The organism is Streptomyces sp. NPDC048192, assembly GCF_043202415.1.
In the GTDB taxonomy this organism is placed as follows: Bacteria; Actinomycetota; Actinomycetes; order Streptomycetales; family Streptomycetaceae; genus Streptomyces.
Genome location: NZ_JBIDAL010000020.1, coordinates 114,378 through 136,527, shown reverse-complemented (window position 1 = coordinate 136,527; position 22,150 = coordinate 114,378). Strand labels below are relative to the sequence as shown.

Here is a 22,150-nt window from a genome sequence, read left to right as displayed (position 1 = left end):
TAACGCCCCCGTGCACACCAGTAGTACCGGGCCGGTACGCGGAGTAACCTCGGGGTCATGACGCGCACGGGGGAGCGAGCCGTCAAGTCGTGGTTACGGACACCGTCCTGGATCGCGCGCATCGAGGCGCCGGACGGACGGGTCCTCGGTGCCGGGGTGCTGCTCGCCCCCGACCAGGTGCTCACCGCGGGCCATGTCGTCCGGCCGGGCCCGGGCTACGTCGTCCGCCTGGTCGGCGTGCCCGAACTCGCCGCCGTGACCGGCACGGTGGACGCGGCCGAGCACGTGCCGCCGTACGAGGACCGCTGGGGCGACCTCAGCGGCGACCTCGCCTTGCTGCGGCTGACCCAGCCCCTGCCCGCCGCGCACACCACCCGGCTCCACCGGCTCGCCACCCCGCACGGACCGGTGAGCATGTACGGCTTTCCGGCCGGCCACGACGGCGGCCGCTGGCACGGCGCCACCCTCGTCGCCGCCCGGGGCCGGGACAGCCAGGTGCAGCTGCGGCCCCTGACGGAGGGCGAGCTGGCCGCCCCCGGCTTCAGCGGCGGGGGAGTGGTCGACCACGGCATCAACCAGGTCATCGGCATCGTGCTCAGCGTGGACGAGGGGTTCAGCTACATGAGCCCCACCGAGACCATCCTGCGCCATCTGCCGCAGGTCGCCGCCTGGACCGACGGCGCCGAGGCGGTCGACCCCCGGCTGCGCACGGCGGCCTCGGCCGCGGACGGCGCGCTGGACGTGGCGTTCGCCACCCGGCTCGCCTCCTGGTTCCGCGGCGAGGGCTGGCCCGTGCTGGTCGCCGTCGCCCCCGCGCACAGCGACCGCGCCTGGACCCTGGGCCGGGCCGTCACCCTCGCCGACCGGGAACTGCGCACCGACCGCAACACCAGCGGCTTCAGCCACGACCCGCCCGAGACGGTGCCCCCGGCCGGGGCGCACGACCTGGCCCTGGACGTCAAGGGACTGACCGCCGCCGACGTCATGGACCGGATCGCCGCCCGCCTGGGCATCCGCGACGACGTCCGGCCCGAACGGCTCGGCGCCCTGCGCGTCCCGCTCACCGCCGTCCTGGTCGGCGTCGACGAGTGCGCCGAACCCGTCGCCCTGCTGGGTCTGGCGGACCGGCTCGCCCGGCAGGGGGCGCGGCTGCTGCTGGTCTTCCGCAGCCGGGGAGTACGCGCCGACGAGGCCGAAGAACTGCTCGTACACCATCCGCTGCGCGACCGCTGGAACCGGCTGAACACCGAACTGGACCGGATCACCGACGAGTTGGGGCCGATCCTCGACCGGCTCCGGGACCGCGTGCTGCCCGGGCCCGGCGCCGGGCAGCTGGTGGAGCAGGCCGAGGCGGGCGTACGGCGCACCCGGATGCTGCGCGCCTGGGTCGACCAGACCCCCGAACGAGAACGCGAACCGGCGCGCGCCGACCTGCTGTTCACCTTCGAGGACGCCGCCGACCGCCGCCGGCAGCGCCTGGAGCAGGCGATCGGCGCGCTCGAGGCCCGGCTGCGCCGCCGTGAGGAACTCCTCGGCCGGGTCAGCGCCGAGTGGCCGCTGTGCCGCGAACACGCCGCGCAGGACGACCGGCTCATGGACGCCTACCGGCTCTACGAGCAGGCCCTGTCCCGCCTGCGGCACACCCCTTGCGACATCGAGCGGGCCGAGGCCGCCGTCGGCCGCTTCGTCGGCTTCTGCTCGGCCTGCGCACCGACGGCCCCGGACGCCCCGGACGCGTCCGCCGCATCCCGCGCCTCCGGACCGTCCGACGCCCCCGGCCTCCCCCGGACGCCCGGCGCACCCGGAAAGGAGAGCGCGCCGTGATCTCCTGCGCCCGGCCCGGCTGCGCGGGCCACATCATGGCCACCGGCTACTGCGACACCTGCGGCCGGCGGCACATCGAGCCGAGCCCGCAGGAGCGTCCGGCCGCCGCACCGCCGGCCGCGCCCCGGACCGCGCCCCCGGACACCCCCGCCGAGGAGAGCCCCGGCCCGCCGGCCGTGCACGCCGTCGCCGGCGTCGGAGACCTCGACCAGCACGGACTGGTCGTCCTGCCCGAGGTCCCCGTACCCGACGACGTGGTCATGACCGACTTCCGCCCGCCCACCGGCGGCCGCCGCTGCCGCGGGGAGGGCTGCACCATGACCGTCGGCGTCGGCTACGGCGGCCAGCCCGCCCGGGACACCGGCCGCTGCCCCCGCTGCGGCACGCCCTACTCCTTCGTGCCGCAGCTGAAGAAGGACGACGTGGTCGCCGGCCACTACCGCGTCCTCGGCTGCCTCGCCCGCGGCGGCCTGGGCTGGGTCTACCTCGCGGAGGACACCCGCGCCGAGGGGTACCGGGTCGTCCTCAAGGCCCAGATCGACGCCCACGACGCGCTCGCCCGGCGCACCGCGGTCGAGGAGCGCCGCTCCCTGACCGACCTGCACCACCCCGACATCGTCCGCATCATCACCTACGCCGACCACACTCCGCCGGACGGCCCGCCCACCGGCTACCTGGTCATGGACTACATCGGCGGCCGCTCCCTGCAGCAGCTGTTCGACGCCGACGACGTAGAGCGGATCTTCCGGGGCCGCCCCCGCCTGGACCACGTCCTCACCTACGGCTGCAAGATCCTCGGCGCGCTGGAGTACATGCACGAGCGGGGGCTGCTGTACTGCGACATGAAGCCGGCCAACGTCATCCACTTCGGCCGGGCGATCAAGGTCATCGACCTCGGCGCCGTCCGGGCGATCGGCGACCGCGGCTCCCGCTACGTCTACACGGCCGCGTACGCGCCGCCGGAGGAGGAGATCGAGCGGCGCGGCTGGCACGTCGACAGCGACCTCTACACCGTCGGCATGACCCTCCAGGCCCTCTTCCGCGGCACCGAACCGGCCCGCGGCCTCGCCCCGGACTCCTTCCGCCGGCTGATCGACCGCGCCGTCCACCCCGAACCCCGGGCCCGTTTCCGGTCCGCGGCCGAGATGTCCCGTCAACTCTGGGAGGTGCTCAGGGAGTTCCGTTCGCTGCAGTTCGGCGAGCAACTGCCGGAGAGCTCCACCCGGTTCCGGGCCACCGGCGCCAGCCTCGACGCCGGGCTCGGCGCGATCCCCGCCCTCGACCACTGGACCGCCGGCCCCGGCGGGCGGCCCCGCGGCCTCGACGTCTCCCCGCCGCCGCCCGCCGAGGTCGCTGGCGCCCTGCCCGAGCCGGTCCCCGACCCCGACGACGGCGCCGCCCTGCTGCTGGACGCCTTCCCGCCCGACGCCCCCGACCGGATCGCCCGGCAGTGGCCCCGCGAGTCCCGCCTCGGCACCCCGGAGACCGCGCTGTGGCTGTGCCGCGCCTACCTCAGGAAGGGCGAGCGGGAACAGGCCGAGAGCTGGCTCGCCGAGGCCGAGACCCAGCTCGGCGAACGCGCCGCCGCGCACGACTGGCGGATCGCCTGGCACCGCGGCGTGCTCCACCTCAGCGGTGGCGAGGTACGGCAGGCCGGCGCCGCCTTCGACGCCGTCCACCGGGCGCTGCCCGGCGAGTACGTGCCCAAGCTCGCCCTCGCCTACTGCGCCGAGCACGAGGCCGGCCCGCGGCGCAGCCCGCGGGCCATGCGGTTCTACGAGGCGGTCTGGAAACGGGACTTCGCGCACACCGCCGCCGCCTTCGGCCTGGCCCGCGGTCATCTGGCCGCCGGGGACCGGGACGCCGCCGTCCGCGTCCTCGACGACGTGCCCGCCACCTCCCGCCACCACGACACCGCCCGGATCGCGGCCGTCCGCATCCGCGCCGGCGTCCTGTACGGCAACCCGCCCACACCGGCCGATCTGCGCGACGCCGCCCGCCGGCTGCCCGGACTGAGCCTGGACGGCGGCGCCGCCGACGGCGGGTCCCGGGCCCGGCTGGTCGCCGAGGTCCGCGAGAACGCCCTGCACTGCCGCCCGGAACAGGGCTGGGGGCCGGAGTTCCCCGCGGGCGGCCTGCTCGGACCCGGTGACGAGGACAGTCTGCGCCGGCTGCTGGAGCACTCCTTCCGGCAGCTCGCCGCGCAGGCCCGCACCGCCGGGGAGCACGGCCGGCTGCTCGACCTCGCCCACGACGTACGGCCCATGACCACCTTCTGACGCCCGTCCGACGCCCGCGCACGCCCTGACCACCGAGGGGACACACGATGACCGTGGCCGAGCAGATCGAGGTGACGCTCGCGGTCGGCCAGCAGAGGGACCTGCCCGTGGTGGCCGCGCCCGGGCAGCCCGCCGACCGGGAGATGCACGCCATCCTGGAGATCGGCGTCCGCGGTCCCGACGGCCCGGGGCCCGGCGACGGCCCCGCGCACGGGGCGGCCCCCGCGCTCGCCGAGGTGCTGATCGTCGACACCTCCCGCTCCATGCTCCACCCCGCCGCCAAACTGCGCGCCGCGAAGGACGCCACCGCCGCCGCGATCCGGCTGCTGCCCGACGGCACCGCGTTCGCCGTGCTGTCCGGGCGGTTCGGCGCCACCGTGGTCCATCCCGGGCCCGGCCGGGCCCCGCTGGCCGTGGCCGGACCCGCCGAACGGGAGGCCGCCGAGCGTGCCGTGCGCATCCTGGACGCCGACGGCGGCACCGCCCTCGGCGCCTGGCTCGACCTCGCCCGCCGGCTGCTGAAGGACCAGCCCGCCCCCGTCAAGCACGTCCTGCTGCTCACCGACGGGCGCAACGAGCACGACCACCGGGCCGCCGTGCCGCTGGACACCGCCCTGGACGCCTGCGAGGGCCGGTTCGTCTGCGACGCCTGGGGCATCGGTGACGACTGGGACGCCGAGCAGCTGCTGCGCATCGCCCGGCGGCTGCACGGCCGCGCCGGAGCGGTCCGCGAGGAGTCGGAACTGACCGCCGCCTACGAGGAGTTGATGACCGGGCTGCTCGGCACCACCATCCCCGAGCTGCGGATCAGGATCACCCCCACCCCCGGCACCGCGATCCGCCGGGTCAAACAGGTGGTCCCGCGCGAGCAGGAACTGCCGCCCCTCCCGGCCGGCCCCGGCGCCGAGTACGTCACCCGCGCCTGGGGCGAGGAGGTACGGCACTACCAGGTCGTGCTCACCGCCGACCCGGCCGGCCGCGAGCTCGGCGAGGACCTGCAACTGGCCGCCGTCGAGGTCGCCGTACCCGACTTCGGGCGACCGGTGCGGCTGCCCGCGCCCCGGCCGGTCCTGGTCCGCTGGACCGACCACCCGCTCGACGCCTCCCGGCAGCATCCCGCGGTCCGGCGCAGCGAGCTGTACCAGCGGGCGAGCGCCGCCGTCGCAGAGGCCTATAGGGCCTGGCTGCGCGGGGACGACGCCCGGGACGCGGCGGACAGCGCGCTGGCCCGCGCCCTGGCCGCGGCCGGGGAGCTGGGCGACCCCCAACTGCTGGACGCCCTGCGGGCCATCGAGGACGACGGGACCGGTGCGGGCACCGGGCGGATCCGCTCCGGCCTGAAGGACGTCGACTGGCAGCACCTGATCCTCTCCAGCGCCCTGACCACCCCGCCGCCCCCCGGCCCGCAACCGCCGCCGGACCCCGGGATCCCCGAGCCCGCCGGCGCCGAGGCCCTGACCGAATGCCCGGAGTGCGGCTGGCTCGGCCCGGCCGACTCCGTGTACTGCGGCGGCGCGTGCGGCCGCCGGCTGAGGGAGCCGGAGTCATGACCGCGGACACCGGCGCCGCACGGCCCGGCGACGGCCCCGGCGGCCCGCCGCGCCACCCCCGCCGCCCCGGCGGCGACACCGGCGCCCCCGGCTGGCCGGGCCCGGCCGGCGGCCACCCGCGGGAGGCGCCCCGCACCGCCGGAACTCCCGGCACCGGCCCGGGACACGCAGCCGGCGGGCCCGGTCCGGGAGTGCCCGGCGCCGCGCCGGCCGCCCACCGGGCCTCGCCCGCCGACCGCCGCAGCCGCGCCGGATCGCCCCTGCGCCGCCTGCGCCGTCTCCTGCCTCCCGGGCGGCGCGCACCGGGCGGCGGGAGCACGACCGCGCACGACCTCGCCGTACGCCACCGCCTGCTGCTGACCCTGTCCGCGCTGCTGACGCTGTCGCTGTTCCTGTCGTACGAGGGCGTGCACGGCGACGCGAACCCGCTGCGCACCTCCAGCGCGCCCGCCGTGCTGTCCATCGACACCGCGCTGTACGCGCTCGGGCAGGCCCAGCGGGACGCCGGCGCGGCGGCGCCCACCAGCGACTTCCAGAAGCAGATCTCGGTCGCTGCGCAGAGCCTCGCGGCCGCCGCCGGGGACGACGTCGGCGGGACGGCGGGCCGGCAGGCGCTGCAGACGGTCGCCGGGCTGATCACGGTGTACGCCGTCAAGGTCCAGCAGGCCCAACTGCAGCCCGCCGGAAGCGTGTTGCGCGAGGCCTACCTCAGCTACGCCACCAGCGTCCTGACCGAGCAGGGCTCCGGCGTCCAGGCCCGGCTGAAGGCCCTGCAACGGCAGGAGCGGGGCGCGGTGCGGCGGCAGACCTCGTTCGGCCCGCTGCTGTGGCTCGGCTGGACCGTGACCCTGCTGCTGGCCCTCGCCCTCGCCGCGGCCCTGCTGGAGACCCAGCTGTTCCTGCGCCGGCGCTTCCGCCGCCGCTACAACCGGGGACTCCTCGCCGCCGGCGCGCTGCTGGCGGCCGGAATCGCCGCCACGCTGCTGTTCACGGCGTGGACGCACCAGGGCATGGCGCACACCCGCGACCTGCTCGACCGCGAACTGACCAGCGGCCCGCTCATCACCGGCGCCGGGCGGGACACCGCGTCGTACCTGGCGGACACCGGTTTCCGCGCTTCGGCCGCGGTCTGGATCCTGGTAGGAGGCATCCTGCTCATGGCCCTCGCCGAGACGGGACTGCGGCGGCACATCGACGACTACCGGTTCAGGCCCCGGTGAGCGCCCCGCAGGGCGGCCCCGCCGCCGGCCGCCGGCCCCGCCGCCTGCGCACCGCGACCGTGCTGGCGAGCTGCCTGGTCCTGCTGGCGGCGGCCGTCGTGTTCGCCGTACGCGCCCTCGGCCAGGAGCCGACCGTCACGCTGCTCGCCAACTGGACCGGGACCGACGAGCAGAACTTCCGGCAGGCGGTCATCGAGCCGTTCCAGCGGAAGTACCACATCCACGTCGACTACCAGGGCAGCTCCGCCGAGAGCCAGGTGCTCGGCGCGGACGTGGAGGCGGGCACGCCGCCGGACGTGGTGGTGCTCACCGGTCCCGGCGAACTCGCGGACTACGCCGGGCAGGGACAGCTGAAGCCGCTGGACGGCCTCGTGCCCGCCGCCGGTTTCGGCGCGTCCTGGAGCGCGCCGCTGAACGGGCACGTGTACTGGTTCCCGCTCAAGGCCGACCTGAAGTCCATCGTCTGGTACCCGGCCGGCACCAGTGAGCGGCAGCGCACCGAGGCGGCGCGCCGACCCGGCCAGTGGTGCGTCGGCATGGGCTCCGGGGCGACCAGCGGCTGGCCGGGCACCGACTGGATCGAGGACATCCTGCTACAGAAGTACGGCCCCGCCGTCTATCAGCGCTGGGCGCGCGGGGAGCTGTCCTGGCGGTCCCGGCAGGTGCGGTCGGCCTGGACGACCTGGGGGAAACTGGTGGGCGCGGGCGGGGACGGCGCTCTGGTGCGGCGGGCGCTGAAGACGCCGTACCAGGACGCGGCGAAGCCGGTCACCGCGCGGCCGCGCGGCTGCACCCTGGAGCACCAGGCGTCCTTCATCCGCAGCCAGGAGAGCGCCTGGAAGCGCGTGGACGGCCGCTACGAGCCCTCGGCCCGGCTGATCCCGGGGGCCACCGCCACCGGCGCCTGGGAGGTCTCCGGGGACCTGGTCGCGCTGCTGCACGACACCCCGCACGCCCAGACGCTGATCCGGTACCTCGCCTCGGCCGGCGCGCAACGCGCCTGGAGCGCCAAGGAGTCCGGTTTCTCCGCCGACCCGCAGGCCCAGCCGGCGCCCGCCGACGCCGGCCCGGCCTGGCACCGCTCACTCGCCAGGACCCTCCTCGACGAGCGCGCGGTGCACTGCTTCGACGCCTCCGACGCGATGCCGCCCTCGGTCCGCGACGCGTTCGCCGAGGCGACGATCGAGTACCTCGCCGACCCCCGCCGGCTCGACACGCTGCTGGCCTCCCTGGACACCCTCGGCCACGCCCCGAACCTGACCTGGCTCCCCTCCGTCTGCGACCACACCCCCTGACCCGCCCCGCGTACCACCGCAAGCGCCCGCCGCGGCGCGGTCATTCCCGGCCGCGTCCGCTACAGCCAGTCCCGCTTCTTGAAGACGACGTACAGCGTCAGGCAGACCACGCCCATCAGCGCGACGGCGAACGGGTAGCCGAACAGCCAGTGCAGCTCCGGCATGTGGTCGAAGTTCATGCCGTAGATCGTGCCGACGAGGGTGGGCGCGAAGAGGATGGCCGCCCACGACGAGATCTTCTTGACCTCCTCGTTCTGCTCGAAGCCGGCCTCCGCCAGCGCCCGCATCTCCGCGTTCTGCTGCTGGGATACCAGAGTGGCGTTGACCGTGAGGATCTCGGAGAGGGCCTGGCGGAAGCCGTCGACGCGTTCGCTGATGTGGGTGACGTGGTCGGCGACGTCCCGCAGATAGCGCTGGAGTTCGGCGTCGGTCTCGTACTTGGCGAAGCCGGCCATCAGGGCGTGCAGCATGCCGACGAGCGGGCGGGTGGCACGCTGGAACTCCACCACTTCACGGGAGAGTTCGTAGATGCGGCGGGAGACCTCGGGATCGCCGCGGAACACCTCGGTCTCGATCTCGTCGATGTCGTTCTGGACCCCGGCGACCACCGGGGCGTAGCCGTCCACGACCGCGTCGAGGATCGCGTACAGGACCGCTTCGGGGCCGAGCTTGAGCAGTTCGGGGGAGTCCTCCATGCGGCGGCGGACCGCCGACAGGTCCGGGGCCGCGCCGTGCCGGACCGTGATGACGAAGTCCGGTCCGACGAACACGTGCAGCTCGCCGAAGTCGACCTCCTCCGGCGCGTCCAGGTAGCGGGCGGCGCGCAGCACGACGAACAGCGTCTCGCCGTACCGCTCCAGCTTGGGCCGCTGGTGCGCCTCCATCGCGTCCTCCACCGCGAGGGGATGCAGGCCGAACTCGGCGGCCAGCGAGTGCAGATCGGCCTCGGTGGGCCGGGCGAGACCGATCCAGGCCATGCCCGAGGGCTGTTCGCGCAGCTCGCGGTAGGTCTCGGCGAGCGTGGCGGGGGAGGACAGGCGGACGCCGTCGCGGTAGAGCGCCGCCTGCACGATGCTCGCCGGCTCGGCCCCCTCGCCGGCGGCGGGTGCGGGCGCCTCGGCGACGGGCGACTGCGGCGGGGTGGGGGCGCGGCGCCAGACGGGCCTGCGCCCGCCGTTCCTGCCGTTCTCTCGCTCGGACATCGGCTGCCTCTCCGTCGCGCCGGCTGCGCCTGACCACTTGAGCGGGGACAGGGATGGTTCGGAGGAAACCACTGGTACCGCAGGAGAAGGATATCCGCGGGGCGCCGGAACAGGCCGACGTCCTGCTGCGCGGGGCGGGCCCGGATCGAGGACGGAGGCTGTCCGCCATCGGGGTTAGCGTGCGGCCATGACGAAGAGCAGGACGACGAAGGCCCCCCTCCTGGACATCCGCGCCCTCAACCGGGCCACGCTGGCACGGCAGTTGCTGCTGCGCCGCTCCGCGCTCGACCCGCTCGGCGCCGTGTCGCACCTGCTCGGACTGCAGGCGCAGAACGTGCAGCCGCCCTACTACGCCCTCGCCGCCCGCCTCGACGGCTTCCGGCCCGGGCAGCTGTCCGCGCTGATGGCGGACCGCGAGGTCGCCCGCATCGTCACCCTGCGCTCCACCCTCCACACCCACACCGCCGACGACTGCCTCGCCCTGCGGCCCTTCGTCCAGCCGGCCCGGGACCGGGAGCTGGGCCAGTTCCGCGCGGGTCTGACCGGCGTCGACCTGGGCGTCCTGGCCGCCGTCGTCCGCGAGTCGGTCGAGGAGGAGCCGCGGACCATGGCCCAGCTGCGGCAGGCGCTGAGCGCGCGCTGGCCCGACGCCGATCCGCGGGCCCTGGCCGTCGCCGCCCGCTGCACCCTGCCGCTGGTCCAGGTCACCCCGCGCGGACTGTGGGGCCGCAGCGGGCAGGTCGCCCTCACCACCGCCGAGCACTGGTTCGGCCGCCCGGCGAGCACGGCGCCCGAGCCGGAGTCCGTCATCCTGCGCTATCTCGCCGCGTTCGGCCCGGCGTCGGTCAGGGACATGCAGACATGGGCCGGGCTCACCCGTCTGCGGGACGCCTTCGAGCGGCTCCGCCCCCGGCTGCTGGTCTTCCAGGACCCGTCCGGCACCGAGCTGTTCGACCTCCCCGATGCCCCGCGCCCCGACCCGGACACCCCGGCCCCGCCCCGCTTCCTGCCCGAGTTCGAAAACCTCCTGCTCTCCCACGCCGACCGTGCCCGCGTCGTACCGCCCGCGTACCGGGGCCGGCACTGGCGGGGCAACCAGGCCTACCGCACGCTCCTGGTGGACGGTTTCCTCGCGGGCCTGTGGAAGCTGGAGGCGGGCGCCCTGGTCATCGAGACCTTCGCCGAGCCGGCCCGGAGCCGGCGGGACGAGGTGGCCGCGGAGGCGGAGCGGATGCTCCGCGTCCTGCACCCGGACACGCCGTACGACATCCGCTTCGGAACCGTGACCGGGTCCTGAGACCGCCCGGACCGCCGGAGGGGCGGACCACCGACGCGTTCCGTTCCACGGGGGCGGACGTGGAGAGGGGGGCGCTGCGGGCCGCTCGTGGTGGCTCGCAACGCCCCCCTGGCATCTACCTGAGGGGTGCTCAGGTGTCCCTCTTCCGGGTTACGAGCCGACCTGCGCGGTCACCAGGTCCGAGAAGGCGGCCAGCCGGGTGTACACACCCGGGTGGCCGGCCTCCGCGCACCCCTCGCCCCAGGAAGTGATCCCTGCCAGGACGCCCCCGATGAGCAGGGGACCGCCGCTGTCGCCCTGGCAGGTGTCTACGCCGCCGGAGGTGTATCCGGCGCACACCATGTCGGACTGGACGAAGTCCGAACCGTAGGAGGAACGGCAGCTGGAGTCGGACACGATCGGGACGGTCGCGGTCCGCAGCTGGTTGGAGGAGCTGCCGTTCTCCGAGGTGGTGCCCCAGCCGAGGATCCGGGCCGTGGTGCCGGCCGCGTACACGCCCGTCTGGGAGGAGGAGACGTACGACACCGGCTTGTACGGCATCGACGTCGCCAGGGTCAGGACGGCCACGTCCTTGCCGCTGGTGGCGTCCGTGTAGTCGGGGTTCACCCAGATCTTGCTGACCTTGGCGACCGTGCCGTCGGTGCCGTTGAGAAAGGTCCGGCCGCCGACCACACGCACCCCGCTCGGGGACTCGCCGGCCATGCAGTGCGCCGCCGTGACGACCTTGGTGGCGGCCACCAGGGTGCCCCCGCAGAACTGGTTGCCGGCGGCGTCGGTGATCTGCATGACGAACGGATACGCCGCCGTCGTGGTGGTCGTACCGCCGACGATGGGCTGCGGGGCCGCGCTCGCCGTGGGGGAGGCGAGCAGCGTGGTCGCCGCGGCGGCGGCGGTGGCCACCAGCGTCGCGGCGGTCTGTCTGGCACGTCTGAACCCGAACATGAGTCTCCTCAGTGGGGGGTTGCACCGGTGGGGGATCGCACGGGGTGGAGCACGGGGCGGGTTCCCCCGCTCGAGCGGAGCGTGGGGGAGGATCCGACCCCGTGTGCCCGGGCGAGCGGCACGCCCATTACGCTAGGTCCCGGAACCCCCGGCTCCCAATGAGGGAACCCCCTAGGGGGTCGGGTGAGGGAAAACCCTCGGTCCGGCCCAGTTAACTAGGGCGGTGCTCAGCGCGCCCGCCGAGCCGCCGCCAATCGGACGATGTCCACCCGGGAGCGGATCCCCAGCTTGCGGTAGACCCGGGTCAGAGTCGCCTCCACCGTCTTGACGCTGATGAACAGCCGGGCGGCGATCTCCCGGTTGGTGGCGCCCTCCATGACCAGCGAGGCCACCTGACGCTCCATCGCGGCCAGCACCTGGAGCGCGTCCAGGGCCTCCGGCACGGCCGGCCCGGGCTCCGGCTCGGGGGCGGTGAGGGATTCGTCCACCTGGCGCAGCCAGGGCAGCGCCCGGCAGCGCCGGAACATGCGGGTGGCCTGGTCGTACGCCGTGGCCCCCGGACGCCCGCCGCGCAACCGGGCCAGCGCGAACGCCGCCCGTGCCTCCTCCAGGCCGTAGCCGAGCTTGCCGAGCCGGTCCTGAGCGGACGTCAGCTGGGCCACGGCCGCCTCCAGGTCGCCCTGGGCGGCCCGCACCAGGGCCTCGGAGCGGTCGAGGACCGCGAGCACGCTCTCCCGGCCGAGCCGCAGGGCGTGCTCGCGGCTGCTGTCGATGACGTCCTGTGCCTCGGCCGGTTCACCGATACGGACCAGTGCCTCGGCGAGGTCGCCCTGCCAGCGGCCGCGCGCCGGGTCGGTGATGCCGAGGGCCAGCTCCAGCGTGCGCACCCGGCGCAGCGAGCGCACGGTGCCCGCCGGGTCCCCGGCCACCAGCTGGGCGTGGCCGAGCGCGCCCAGAGCCCGGGAGAGGTACATCTGGTCGCCGTCCTCCTCGGCGTGCTCCACGGCCTCCCGGGCGAGCGCCAGCGCCCGGTCCACATCGCCGCCGGAGGCCTCCGCCAGTGAGGTGAGCATCGCCGAGGCGGTCTCGCCGATCCCGGAGTCCCGGGCCAGCCGCAGGCTCTCGCGGGCCAGTTCCAGGGCGCGCCCGCAGTGCCCGGCGCGCAGTTCGGTCTCGGCGAGGCCGCGCAGGAAGTGCACCTCGCTCTCCACCGAGCCGCGCCGGCGCACCTCGCGCAGCAGCGCGGTGACCGTCGCCCGGGCCTCGGTGAGCTGGTCGCTCATCACCAGCCAGCGGAACCGGGCGCTGCCCGCCCCGTTGTGGTGCCAGGCCACCTTGGGGTCCTGCGGCTCCTTCAGGGCGCGCTTGATGGTGCGGGGCGCGTCGGGGTGGCCCATCAGGGTCTCGGTCTGCGCCTGGAAGGCGAGGGCGAGCTGCTCGGTGCGCCGGTCCCTGCCGCGCGCGGCCAGCTCGGCGGCGTGCGCGGCGGCCTGGCGGGCCTCGGTGAAGTCGCCCTCCACGATCAGCGCCCGCCAGGCCAGCTGGTAGTGCACCAGGGCCAGCAGCCGGGGGTCGTCGCCGGCGTCGGCGAGGGCCTGCGGGAAGACGGCGTCGACCTCGGTCATGGTGTGGCCGGCGCTGTCGATGACGATGATCCAGGCCCGCACCCGTTCGGCGGGCACGCTCGTGCGGGCCAGCACCTCGCGCGCGATGTCCCGGGCCAGGTCGATCTCGCCCGCGGTGATCGCGTCCTCGGCGGCCTGCAGCCGGCGCTCCTGAGGGCTCGGCACGCCCTCGGCCGGGGTGTGCCGGGCGGCCAGCAGGCCCAGGTGGGCGGCGACCGAGGGGGCGCCGCGGTCCCGGGCGAGGGCGGCCGCCTCGGCGAGCCGGGCGGCGACCTCGGGGTCGGTGCCGGTGGTGGCGAGGGCCAGATGCCGGGCGCGCTCGATCGGGTCGGAGGCGGCCGTGGACAGCGCCGCGTGCGCGGCCCGCCGCTCGGGCGCGGGCGCCTCCGCGTACAGCGCGGCCGAGATCAGCGGGTGCGCGAACCGTACGGCGGGGGCGTCCGGCTCGGTGGCCAGCAGGCCCAGTTCGGCGGCCTGGGCGCACTCCGCCTCGGCGTTGTCCCGGCCGGCCGCGTGCAGCAGCGCCATGGTGGGGCGGGCGCCGGCGCTGGCCACCAGCAGGGTGCGGCGGGCCTCGACCGACAGCATGTCCAGGCGGCTGAGCACCAGGGCGCGCAGACTGGTCGGCACCGGCAGCGGCTCGCCCGGCCGGGGCGGGGTGGGGCTGTCGGCGAGGGCCCGGCCGAGTTCCAGGGCGAACAGCGGGTTGCCGCCGGAGGTGCGGTGGATCTCGCGGACGGTGGAGCGGGGCAGGCCGCCGTGCCCGCGGTGGTCGAGCAGCTGGGCGACCTGGGCGCGGGTCAGCGGGCCGAGGCGGACCGCGAGGGTGTCCGGCGGGCAGGCGCGCAGATACCGGTCGTACTCCTGGCTCCCGGTGCCCTCGGTGCGCACCGCGCACAGCAGTTGCACCGGGGTGCCCTCCAGGCGGCGGGCGGCGAAGCCGAGCAGTTCGGCGCTGGCCGGGTCCAGCCACTGCAGGTCGTCGGCGACGACGAGGACGCCGCCGTGCGCGGCCAGCGCACGCAGCGTGGAGAGCACCGCCAGGCGCAGCGCGAGGCCGTCGCGCTGGAGGCTGGACTCGCCGCGGCCGGTGAGCGCCGACTCCAGGGCGGTGCGCTGGGCGAGGGGCAGCCGAGGCGCGACGTCGTCGAGGACCAGGCCGAACAGGTCGGCGAGGGCCAGGAACGGCAGATGCGATTCGGACTCGGTGGCGGAGCAGCGCAGGACGGTGCGGGCGGTGGCGCCGTATTCCTCGGCCAATGCCCGCAGGACCGTGGATTTTCCAATTCCGGCGGGACCGTGCAGCAGCACACTGCCGCCCGAGGCGAGTTGGTCACGGGCACCGGCGAACAGGTCCTCGCGGCCGATGACCAGGTCGGGGCGGCACCTGGCAGGCTCCTGGAAGTCCCGTCGCACGGTCACCGCTCCCCTCGTGTGTCGTGTCCGGGCCAAATTCTAGGCAACGATCCTTGAAATTCGGACGGAGGCTGTGGTGAGGGAAATAACAGACGGTCAACGATGAGGAAATTCAAGGCGCCCGGACGGGAATGAGAAGGTTTCCTGACGACCGTCGCGTCATGGCAACAGACCCGCCCTGCGGGCCGCGGTCACCGCCTCCCCTCGGGTGTGCGCGCCCAGCTTCCGCATCGCCGAGCGCAGATATCCCTTCACCGTCTCCGGGCGCAGCCCCAGCCGCTCGGCCACGGCCGCGTTGGTCGCCCCCGCCGCCACCCAGGACAACACGTCGAGTTCCCGCGGCGCCAGGGTCACACCACCGGATCGTGACGGCGCCGTCAGCAGGCCGCAGGCCGCCAGCAGTTCCGCGCGCAGGTCCGGATCACCGATCCGCGGCGCCAGGGCCCGCAGCGCCGCGTGCGCCTCGCGGACCTGTTCCCAGGCGGCGCCCCGGTCGCGGTCGGCGGGCTCCGGCCGGGCCGCCGCCAGCAGTTCCCCGGCCTCGTCCCGCACCACCAGCGCCTGCTCCACGTCCCGCGCGACGGCCATGGCCGCGCCCAGCGCGCGGTCGCCGAGCGGCTGGGCCGAGCGCAGCGCGCCGTAGAGCACCCCGCGCACCCGGCGCCGCACCACCACCGGCACCGCGAGCACCGAGCGGATGCCCTCGGCGGCCACCGGGGCGTCGTACTCGTGGCTGATCTGCCGGGAGCTGGAGTAGTCGGTCACCGCGCACGGCCGGGCCAGCGCCACCGCCTTGCCGCCGAGCCCGTTGCCCGAGGTCACCGCGAGGGAGCGCAGGGCGGCGGTCGTCGTGCCGCTCAGCTCGCTGATCCGGATCTGCGGCCGGCCGGACTCCACCAGGCCGCCGAAGGCGACGGGAAGGCCCGTGGCCCGCCGCAGCCGGACCAGCGCGCCGCCGATCTCCACCGCCCCCGCCGCGTCTGCCGTCACGTGCTCGCCCTTTCTGCCGCCCACACCCCCGTTCGGGGGTGGTGAGACCTGCATCACGGATTAGACGATGCCAGAGAGCCGCCCGGCAATGGTCCGGCACGAGGAGGACAGATGACGACGGCGACCGAGCAGTTCCGCGCGGCGCGGGACTTCCTGCTGGCACACCGCGAGGACTATGCGGCCGCGTACGCGGACTTCGCCTGGCCGCGGCCCGCGCACTTCAACTGGGCGCTGGACTGGTTCGACGTGATCGCCGCCGGCAACGACCGGACCGCGCTGCACATCGTCGAGGAGGACGGCAGCGAACGGCGGCTGTCCTTCGCCGAGATGTCCGAGCGCTCGAACCGGGTCGCGAACCATCTGCGCAACCGGGGCGTCGCCGCCGAGGACCGGATCCTGGTCATGCTCGGCAACCAGACCGAGCTGTGGGAGACCATGCTGGCCGCGATGAAGCTGCGCGCCGTGGTCATCCCGGCCACCCCGCTGCTCGGCCCGGCCGACCTGCGCGACCGGGTGGAGAGGGGCCGGGTCAGGCACGTCGTCGTACGGGCCGAGGACACCGCCAAGTTCGACGGCGTGCCCGGCGCCTACACCAGGATCGCGGTCGGCGGCCTGCCCGAGCAGGGCTGGGAGCCGTACGAGGACGCGTACACGGCCCCGGCGGAGTTCCTCCCCGACGGCCCCACCCTCGCCGACGACCCGCTGATGCTCTACTTCACCTCCGGCACGACCGCCCGCCCCAAACTGGTCGAGCACACCCACGCCTCGTACCCGATCGGGCACCTGGCGACCATGTACTGGATCGGCCTGGAACCCGGCGACGTGCACCTGAACATCTCCTCGCCGGGCTGGGCCAAGCACGCCTGGTCCAACCTGTTCGCGCCGTGGAACGCCGAGGCCACCGTCTTCCTGTTCAACTACACGCGGTTCGACGCGGCCCGGCTGATGGCCGAGATGGACCGGGCGGGCGTCACCACCTTCTGCGCCCCGCCGACCGTGTGGCGCATGCTCATCCAGGCCGACCTCGGCCAGCTGCGCACCCCGCCCCGCGAGGTCGTGGCCGCGGGGGAGCCGCTCAACCCCGAGGTCATCGAGCAGGTCCGGCGCGCCTGGGGCGTCACCATCCGGGACGGCTTCGGGCAGACCGAGACCGCCGTGCAGGTCTCCAACAGCCCCGGCCAGCCGCTGAAGTCCGGCTCCATGGGCCGGCCCAGCCCCGGCTACCGCGTCGAACTCCTCGACCCGGTCTCCGGCGCGCCCGGCGCCGCCGAGGGCGAGATCGCCCTGGACCTCGCCGAGCGCCCGGTCGGCCTGATGACCGGCTACCACGGCGACCCGGACCGCACGGCGGAGGCCATGGCGGGCGGCTACTACCGCACCGGGGACATCGGACGCCGGGACGAGGACGGATACATCTTCTACGTCGGGCGCGCCGACGACGTGTTCAAGGCCAGCGACTACAAGATCAGCCCGTTCGAGCTGGAGAGCGCGCTGCTGGAGCACGAGGCGGTGGCCGAGGCCGCCGTCGTGCCCGCGCCGGACGAGCTGCGGCTCGCCGTGCCCAAGGCGTACGTGGTGCTCGCCGCAGGCTACGAGCCGGGACCGGACACCGCGAAGGTCCTCTTCGAGCACTCCCGCCAGGTGCTCGCCCCCTACAAGCGCATCCGCCGGCTGGAGTTCGGCCCGCTGCCCAAGACCGTCTCCGGCAAGATCCGCCGGATCGAGCTGCGCGAGGCGACGGCCCAGGGCTCCCAGAACGAGTACCGCGAGGAGGACTTCCGGTGACCACCGAGCTGTCGTACACGCACGGAACCGGTGCCACCGCCCTGCTCGGCGACACCATCGGCGCCAACCTCGACCGGGCCGTGGCACGGTGGCCGGAGCGCGAGGCGCTGGTCGACGTGGCCTCGGGACGGCGCTGGACGTACGCCGAGTTCGGCGCCGCCGTCGAGGAGCTGGCGCAGGCGCTGGTGGCGAGCGGGGTCGCCAAGGGCGACCGGGTGGGCATCTGGGCCGTCAACTGCCCGGAGTGGGTGCTGGTCCAGTACGCCACCGCCCGCATCGGCGCCATCATGGTGAACATCAACCCGGCCTACCGCACCCACGAGGTCGAGTACGTCCTGAACCAGGCCGGGATCTCGCTGCTGATCGCCTCCCTGAGCCACAAGACCAGCGACTACCGCGCCATGGTCGAGCAGGTCCGCGGCAGGTGCCCGGCGCTGCGCGAGGTCGTGTACATCGGCGACCCGAGCTGGGAGGCGCTGCTCGCGCGCGGCACCGGGGACGCCCCGTACGAGGAACTGTCCTGCGACGACCCGATCAACATCCAGTACACCTCGGGGACGACCGGCTTCCCGAAGGGCGCCACCCTGTCCCACCACAACATCCTCAACAACGGTTTCTTCGTGGGCGAGTCGATCGCCTACACCGAGCAGGACAGGATCTGCATCCCGGTGCCCTTCTACCACTGCTTCGGCATGGTGATGGGCAACCTCGCGGCCACCTCGCACGGCGCCTGCATGGTCATCCCGGCCCCCTCCTTCGAGCCGGGGGCCACGCTGGAGGCGGTGCAGCGGGAGCGCTGTACGTCCCTGTACGGCGTGCCGACCATGTTCATCGCCGAGCTGAACCTCCCGGACTTCGCCGCGTACGACCTCTCCTCGCTGCGCACCGGCATCATGGCGGGCTCGCCCTGCCCGGTGGAGGTGATGAAGCGGGTCGTCGCCGAGATGCACATGGAGCAGGTCTCCATCTGCTACGGCATGACCGAGACGTCCCCGGTGTCGCTGCAGACCCGGATGGAGGACGACCTGGAGCACCGCACCGGCACCGTCGGCCGCGTCCTGCCCCACCTGGAGGTCAAGGTCGTCGACCCGGCCACCGGGGTCACCCGGCCGCGCGGCACGGCGGGTGAACTGTGCACCCGCGGCTACAGCGTGATGCTCGGCTACTGGAACGAGCCGGAGAAGACCGCCGAGGCCGTCGACGCGGGCCGCTGGATGCACACCGGGGACCTGGCGGTGATGCGCGAGGACGGATACGTCGAGATCGTCGGCCGGATCAAGGACATGATCATCCGGGGCGGCGAGAACATCTACCCGCGCGAGATCGAGGAGTTCCTCTACGCCCACCCCAAGATCAGGGACGTCCAGGTCGTCGGGGTGCCGCACGAGAGCTACGGCGAGGAGGTGCTGGCCTGCGTGATCCCGCAGGACGCGGCCGACCCCCTCACCCTGGAGGAGCTGCGCGCCTTCTGCCAGGGGCGGCTCGCGCACTACAAGATCCCCAGCAGGCTGCGGATCCTCGACTCCTTCCCGATGACGGTGTCCGGAAAGGTGCGCAAGGTCGAACTGCGCGAGATGTACCGGGTGTGAAACGCTTCTGGGCGAGCATCCGCTTCTTGTTCCACGGCGGGCCCCGGGCCGAGCGCGCTGTCGGCGGCACACTCGGACCGGGGTTCGTCGGAGGCCGCCGCGACGCCGGCGGCTTCGTCAGGGGCCGCCGGGAGCCGGCCGGGTGCCCGGTCCGGGTGCGCCCGTGGCGTTCAGTGCGCCGGCCGCGTCGTTCACCGGCCGGGGGACGCCCGTGAGGTCCAGGACGAACAGCGGGACGCCCAGGGCGTCCGCGCCGCTGCGCGCGGCGTCGGTGTACCCGGCGAGGGAGAAGTACACGCAGTCCGCCGACTCCGTCATCGCCGTCAGCCACAGGCACTCCACATCGCGGGACGACGCCGGGCGCACGGTGGGGTCGACCTGGGCGAGGAGGCCGGGCGCGGCGAGCCCGATGCCGTTCGGGGGCCGCTGGTCGGCGCGGCGGACGTCCCCGTAGCCGAGCCGGCGCAGATGGAGGGCGGCGACGGTCACGGCGTCGCGGGCGGTGCGGATGGGGTGCGGCGGGAAGCCGGGGCGGCGGGCGGCAGGCCCGGGCCCCGCCATAGGCGTGCCCGGGGCGGCCGCTAAGGGCCCGGCCGCCGCCCGCGGTGTGCCGGTGTCCGCCGCGGGCGTGATCGGGATGCGCAGGACCGTCCCGCACGGGCAGCCCAGCTCCGGACGCGGCCACTGGTTGCGGCGTCCGCAGGCGGCGCAGGGCACGGCGAGCCACTCGTCGTCCCAGGCCCGGTGGGCCGCCACGGCCGGTGCGGCGGCCGGGTCGAGGCGCGGGGCGGTGGGCGCGCCGCACGCGCAGGGGTACGACGGCGCGATGTAGACGTGCTCGCGCCGGCAGGCCGGGCAGCGCACCGGCACGCTCTCGGGCATGACCCATCTCCCAGGCGTCGCATCGGATCCGTCGCGTCGGGACGGCGGCACCCATCGTCCTCCCCACGGCCCCCGCTTGTCCGGCACTTGCCCGGTCCCGGCCGCTCTTGACGCCATGGGCCCACGCTTCTACATTGCTTCCAGATAGTAGAAAACAACTTCCGCAATGCGGAATGACAGCAGATCTGGAGACTGTGCTCACCGCGGGGCGCGACGGGAGTACGCATCCGAGAAGCCGAAGCAGGAGTACTCGATGGCCCGAATGACCGCTGCCCGCGCGGCAGTTGAGATCCTCAAGCGCGAGGGCGTCACCGACGCCTTCGGTGTGCCGGGTGCGGCGATCAACCCGTTCTACAAGGCCCTCAAGGAGGGCGGCGGCATCCACCACACCCTCGCCCGCCACGTCGAGGGCGCCTCGCACATGGCCGAGGGCTACACCCGTACCGAGCCGGGCAACATCGGCGTCTGCATCGGCACGTCCGGCCCCGCCGGCACCGACATGATCACCGGCCTGTACTCGGCCATCGGCGACTCCATCCCGATCCTGTGCATCACGGGCCAGGCGCCCACCAGCGTGATCCACAAGGAGGACTTCCAGGCCGTCGACATCGCCTCGATCGCGGGGCCGGTCACGAAGATGGCGGTGACCGTCCTGGAGGCCGCCCAGGTTCCCGGCGTCTTCCAGCAGGCCTTCCACCTGATGCGCTCCGGCCGTCCCGGCCCGGTCCTGATCGACCTGCCGATCGACGTCCAGCTCACCGAGATCGAGTTCGACCCGGAGACGTACGAGCCGCTGCCCGTCTACAAGCCGGCCGCGACCCGCGCCCAGATCGAGAAGGCGATCACCTTTCTTCTGGAGTCGCAGCGTCCCGTCATCGTCGCCGGCGGCGGCGTCATCGGCGCCGACGCCGCCGACCTGCTGGTGGAGTTCGCCGAGCTGACCCAGACCCCGGTCATCCCGACCCTGATGGGCTGGGGCGCGCTGCCCGACGACCACGAGCTGAACGCCGGCATGGTCGGCGTGCAGACCTCGCACCGGTACGGCAACGCCACCTTCCTGGAGTCCGACTTCGTCCTCGGCATCGGCAACCGCTGGGCCAACCGCCACACCGGCTACAAGCTCGACGTCTACCGCGGCGAGCGGAAGTTCGTCCACGTCGACATCGAGCCCACCCAGATCGGCAAGATCTTCCCGCCGGACTACGGCGTCGTCTCCGACGCCAGGGCCGCGCTGGAGCTGTTCGTCGAGGTGGCGAAGGAACTGAAGGCGGCCGGCAGGCTCCCCGACCGCGCCGACTGGGTGGCCTCCACGCAGGAGCGCAAGGCCACGCTGCTGCGCCGTACGCACTTCGACAACGTGCCGATGAAGCCGCAGCGGGTGTACGAGGAGATGAACAAGGCCTTCGGCCCGGACACCCGGTACGTCACCACCATCGGCCTCTCCCAGATCGCCGGCGCGCAGATGCTGCACGTCTACAAGCCGCGCCACTGGATCAACTGCGGCCAGGCCGGCCCGCTCGGCTGGACCATCCCGGCCGCGATCGGCGTCGCCAAGGCCGACCCGGACGCCCCGGTCGTCGCGCTCTCCGGCGACTACGACTTCCAGTTCATGATCGAGGAACTGGCGGTCGCCGCCCAGCACCGGATCCCCTACGTCCACGTGCTGGTGAACAACGCCTACCTGGGCCTGATCCGCCAGGCGCAGGCCGGCCTGGACATCGACTTCCAGGTCAACCTGGAGTTCGAGAACATCAACACGCCCGAGATCGGCGTCTACGGCGTCGACCACGTCAAGGTCGCCGAGGGCCTGGGCTGCAAGGCGATCCGGGTCACCGAGCCGGACCAGCTGGGCGCCGCCTTCGAGCAGGCGAAGAAGCTGGCCGCCGAGTACCAGGTGCCGGTCGTGGTCGAGGCGATCCTGGAGCGGGTCACCAACATCGCGATGAGCAAGACCATGGACATCAGCGACATCACCGAGTTCGAGGACCTGGCCACCGAGCCCGGCCACGCGCCGACGTCGATCAAGCCGCTGAAGGTCTGACACCGCCGGGCACACCAAGGGCGGCCCGTCCTGCTGGACGGGCCGCCCTTCCGCGTCCCCCGTGGCATCCCCCGTCGTACTCCCCCGTGAAGGGCCCGCCGCCCCCGTGCCGACGGGCCCCGGTGCACGTAATCTGCCCTACGTCGGGGGCGGTTGAAGCCTCCGGCCCCGTCTTCAGAGGTTGATTTGAGGGTGCCGTAGCCGGCCTACGAC

Annotated in this window: 14 protein-coding genes; 9 read left to right on the top strand and 5 right to left on the bottom strand. The window is 74.1% G+C overall.

Features of this window, described 5'->3' with window-relative positions; all coding sequences use genetic code 11:
• The first annotated feature begins 57 nt into the window (after nt 1–57).
• The 5 genes from ACGFZN_RS34265 to ACGFZN_RS34245 are packed head-to-tail and all read left to right on the top strand — an operon-like array spanning nt 58 to nt 8,168.
• A complete protein-coding gene (locus tag ACGFZN_RS34265) occupies nt 58–1,824 on the top strand; it encodes a trypsin-like peptidase domain-containing protein (RefSeq protein ID WP_393862360.1) in 1,767 nt (588 codons plus the stop codon).
• The gene (locus ACGFZN_RS34260; RefSeq protein ID WP_393862359.1) at nt 1,821–4,103 is read left to right on the top strand and encodes a tetratricopeptide repeat protein; all 2,283 of its coding nucleotides are present in this window, start codon (nt 1,821–1,823) and stop codon (nt 4,101–4,103) included. The genes ACGFZN_RS34265 and ACGFZN_RS34260 overlap by 4 nt, the downstream gene beginning before the upstream one ends.
• A 47-nt stretch (nt 4,104–4,150) precedes the next feature.
• Nucleotides 4,151–5,653, top strand: a complete 1,503-nt coding sequence (locus ACGFZN_RS34255; protein WP_393862358.1) for a VWA domain-containing protein — start codon at nt 4,151–4,153, stop codon at nt 5,651–5,653.
• Complete coding sequence (locus tag ACGFZN_RS34250) at nt 5,650–6,873, top strand: hypothetical protein (RefSeq protein ID WP_393862357.1); 1,224 nt, start codon at nt 5,650–5,652, stop codon at nt 6,871–6,873. The genes ACGFZN_RS34255 and ACGFZN_RS34250 overlap by 4 nt, the downstream gene beginning before the upstream one ends.
• Nucleotides 6,870–8,168, top strand: a complete 1,299-nt coding sequence (locus tag ACGFZN_RS34245; protein ID WP_393862356.1) for an extracellular solute-binding protein — start codon at nt 6,870–6,872, stop codon at nt 8,166–8,168. The genes ACGFZN_RS34250 and ACGFZN_RS34245 overlap by 4 nt, the downstream gene beginning before the upstream one ends.
• 59 nt (nt 8,169–8,227) lie before the next feature.
• Here ACGFZN_RS34245 and ACGFZN_RS34240 read toward each other — a convergent pair whose 3' ends face one another.
• Nucleotides 8,228–9,370, bottom strand: a complete 1,143-nt coding sequence (locus tag ACGFZN_RS34240; RefSeq protein ID WP_393862355.1) for a magnesium and cobalt transport protein CorA — start codon at nt 9,368–9,370, stop codon at nt 8,228–8,230.
• Nucleotides 9,371–9,557: 187 nt separating this feature from the next.
• Between ACGFZN_RS34240 and ACGFZN_RS34235 the strand changes: the two genes are divergently transcribed.
• Complete coding sequence (locus ACGFZN_RS34235; protein WP_393862354.1) at nt 9,558–10,667, top strand: winged helix DNA-binding domain-containing protein; 1,110 nt, start codon at nt 9,558–9,560, stop codon at nt 10,665–10,667.
• 150 nt (nt 10,668–10,817) lie between these two features.
• Here ACGFZN_RS34235 and ACGFZN_RS34230 read toward each other — a convergent pair whose 3' ends face one another.
• The 3 genes from ACGFZN_RS34230 to ACGFZN_RS34220 all read right to left on the bottom strand — a co-directional run bounded on the left by ACGFZN_RS34230 (nt 10,818) and on the right by ACGFZN_RS34220 (nt 15,640).
• Nucleotides 10,818–11,609 carry a S1 family peptidase gene (locus ACGFZN_RS34230; protein ID WP_393862353.1) on the bottom strand — a complete coding sequence of 264 codons (792 nt, stop codon included), beginning with the start codon at nt 11,607–11,609 and terminating at the stop codon, nt 10,818–10,820.
• 227 nt (nt 11,610–11,836) lie between these two features.
• The gene (locus ACGFZN_RS34225) at nt 11,837–14,656 is read right to left on the bottom strand and encodes an ATP-binding protein (RefSeq protein WP_393862352.1); all 2,820 of its coding nucleotides are present in this window, start codon (nt 14,654–14,656) and stop codon (nt 11,837–11,839) included.
• Between the two features lie 153 nt (nt 14,657–14,809).
• Nucleotides 14,810–15,640: a LuxR C-terminal-related transcriptional regulator gene (locus ACGFZN_RS34220; RefSeq protein WP_393862351.1), complete on the bottom strand. Its 831-nt coding sequence runs from the start codon at nt 15,638–15,640 to the stop codon at nt 14,810–14,812.
• A 111-nt stretch (nt 15,641–15,751) separates the two neighbouring features.
• Here ACGFZN_RS34220 and ACGFZN_RS34215 point away from each other — a divergent pair, with 111 nt between their 5' ends.
• Entirely contained in the window at nt 15,752–17,425 is a 1,674-nt protein-coding gene (locus ACGFZN_RS34215; protein WP_393862350.1) for an AMP-binding protein, read from the top strand.
• A complete protein-coding gene (locus ACGFZN_RS34210; RefSeq protein WP_393862349.1) occupies nt 17,422–19,014 on the top strand; it encodes an AMP-binding protein in 1,593 nt (530 codons plus the stop codon). Before ACGFZN_RS34215 ends, ACGFZN_RS34210 begins: the two co-directional genes overlap by 4 nt.
• 117 nt (nt 19,015–19,131) lie before the next feature.
• On the opposite strand, the gene ACGFZN_RS34205 is transcribed toward ACGFZN_RS34210, so the two are convergent.
• Nucleotides 19,132–19,896 (bottom strand): hypothetical protein, encoded by a 765-nt coding sequence (locus ACGFZN_RS34205; protein ID WP_393862348.1) that lies wholly within the window; start codon nt 19,894–19,896, stop codon nt 19,132–19,134.
• A 253-nt stretch (nt 19,897–20,149) separates the two neighbouring features.
• Here ACGFZN_RS34205 and gcl point away from each other — a divergent pair, with 253 nt between their 5' ends.
• On the top strand, nt 20,150–21,937 hold the full coding sequence (gcl, locus tag ACGFZN_RS34200) for a glyoxylate carboligase (protein ID WP_393862347.1): 1,788 nt from the start codon (nt 20,150–20,152) through the stop codon (nt 21,935–21,937).
• Nucleotides 21,938–22,150 lie beyond the last annotated feature (213 nt).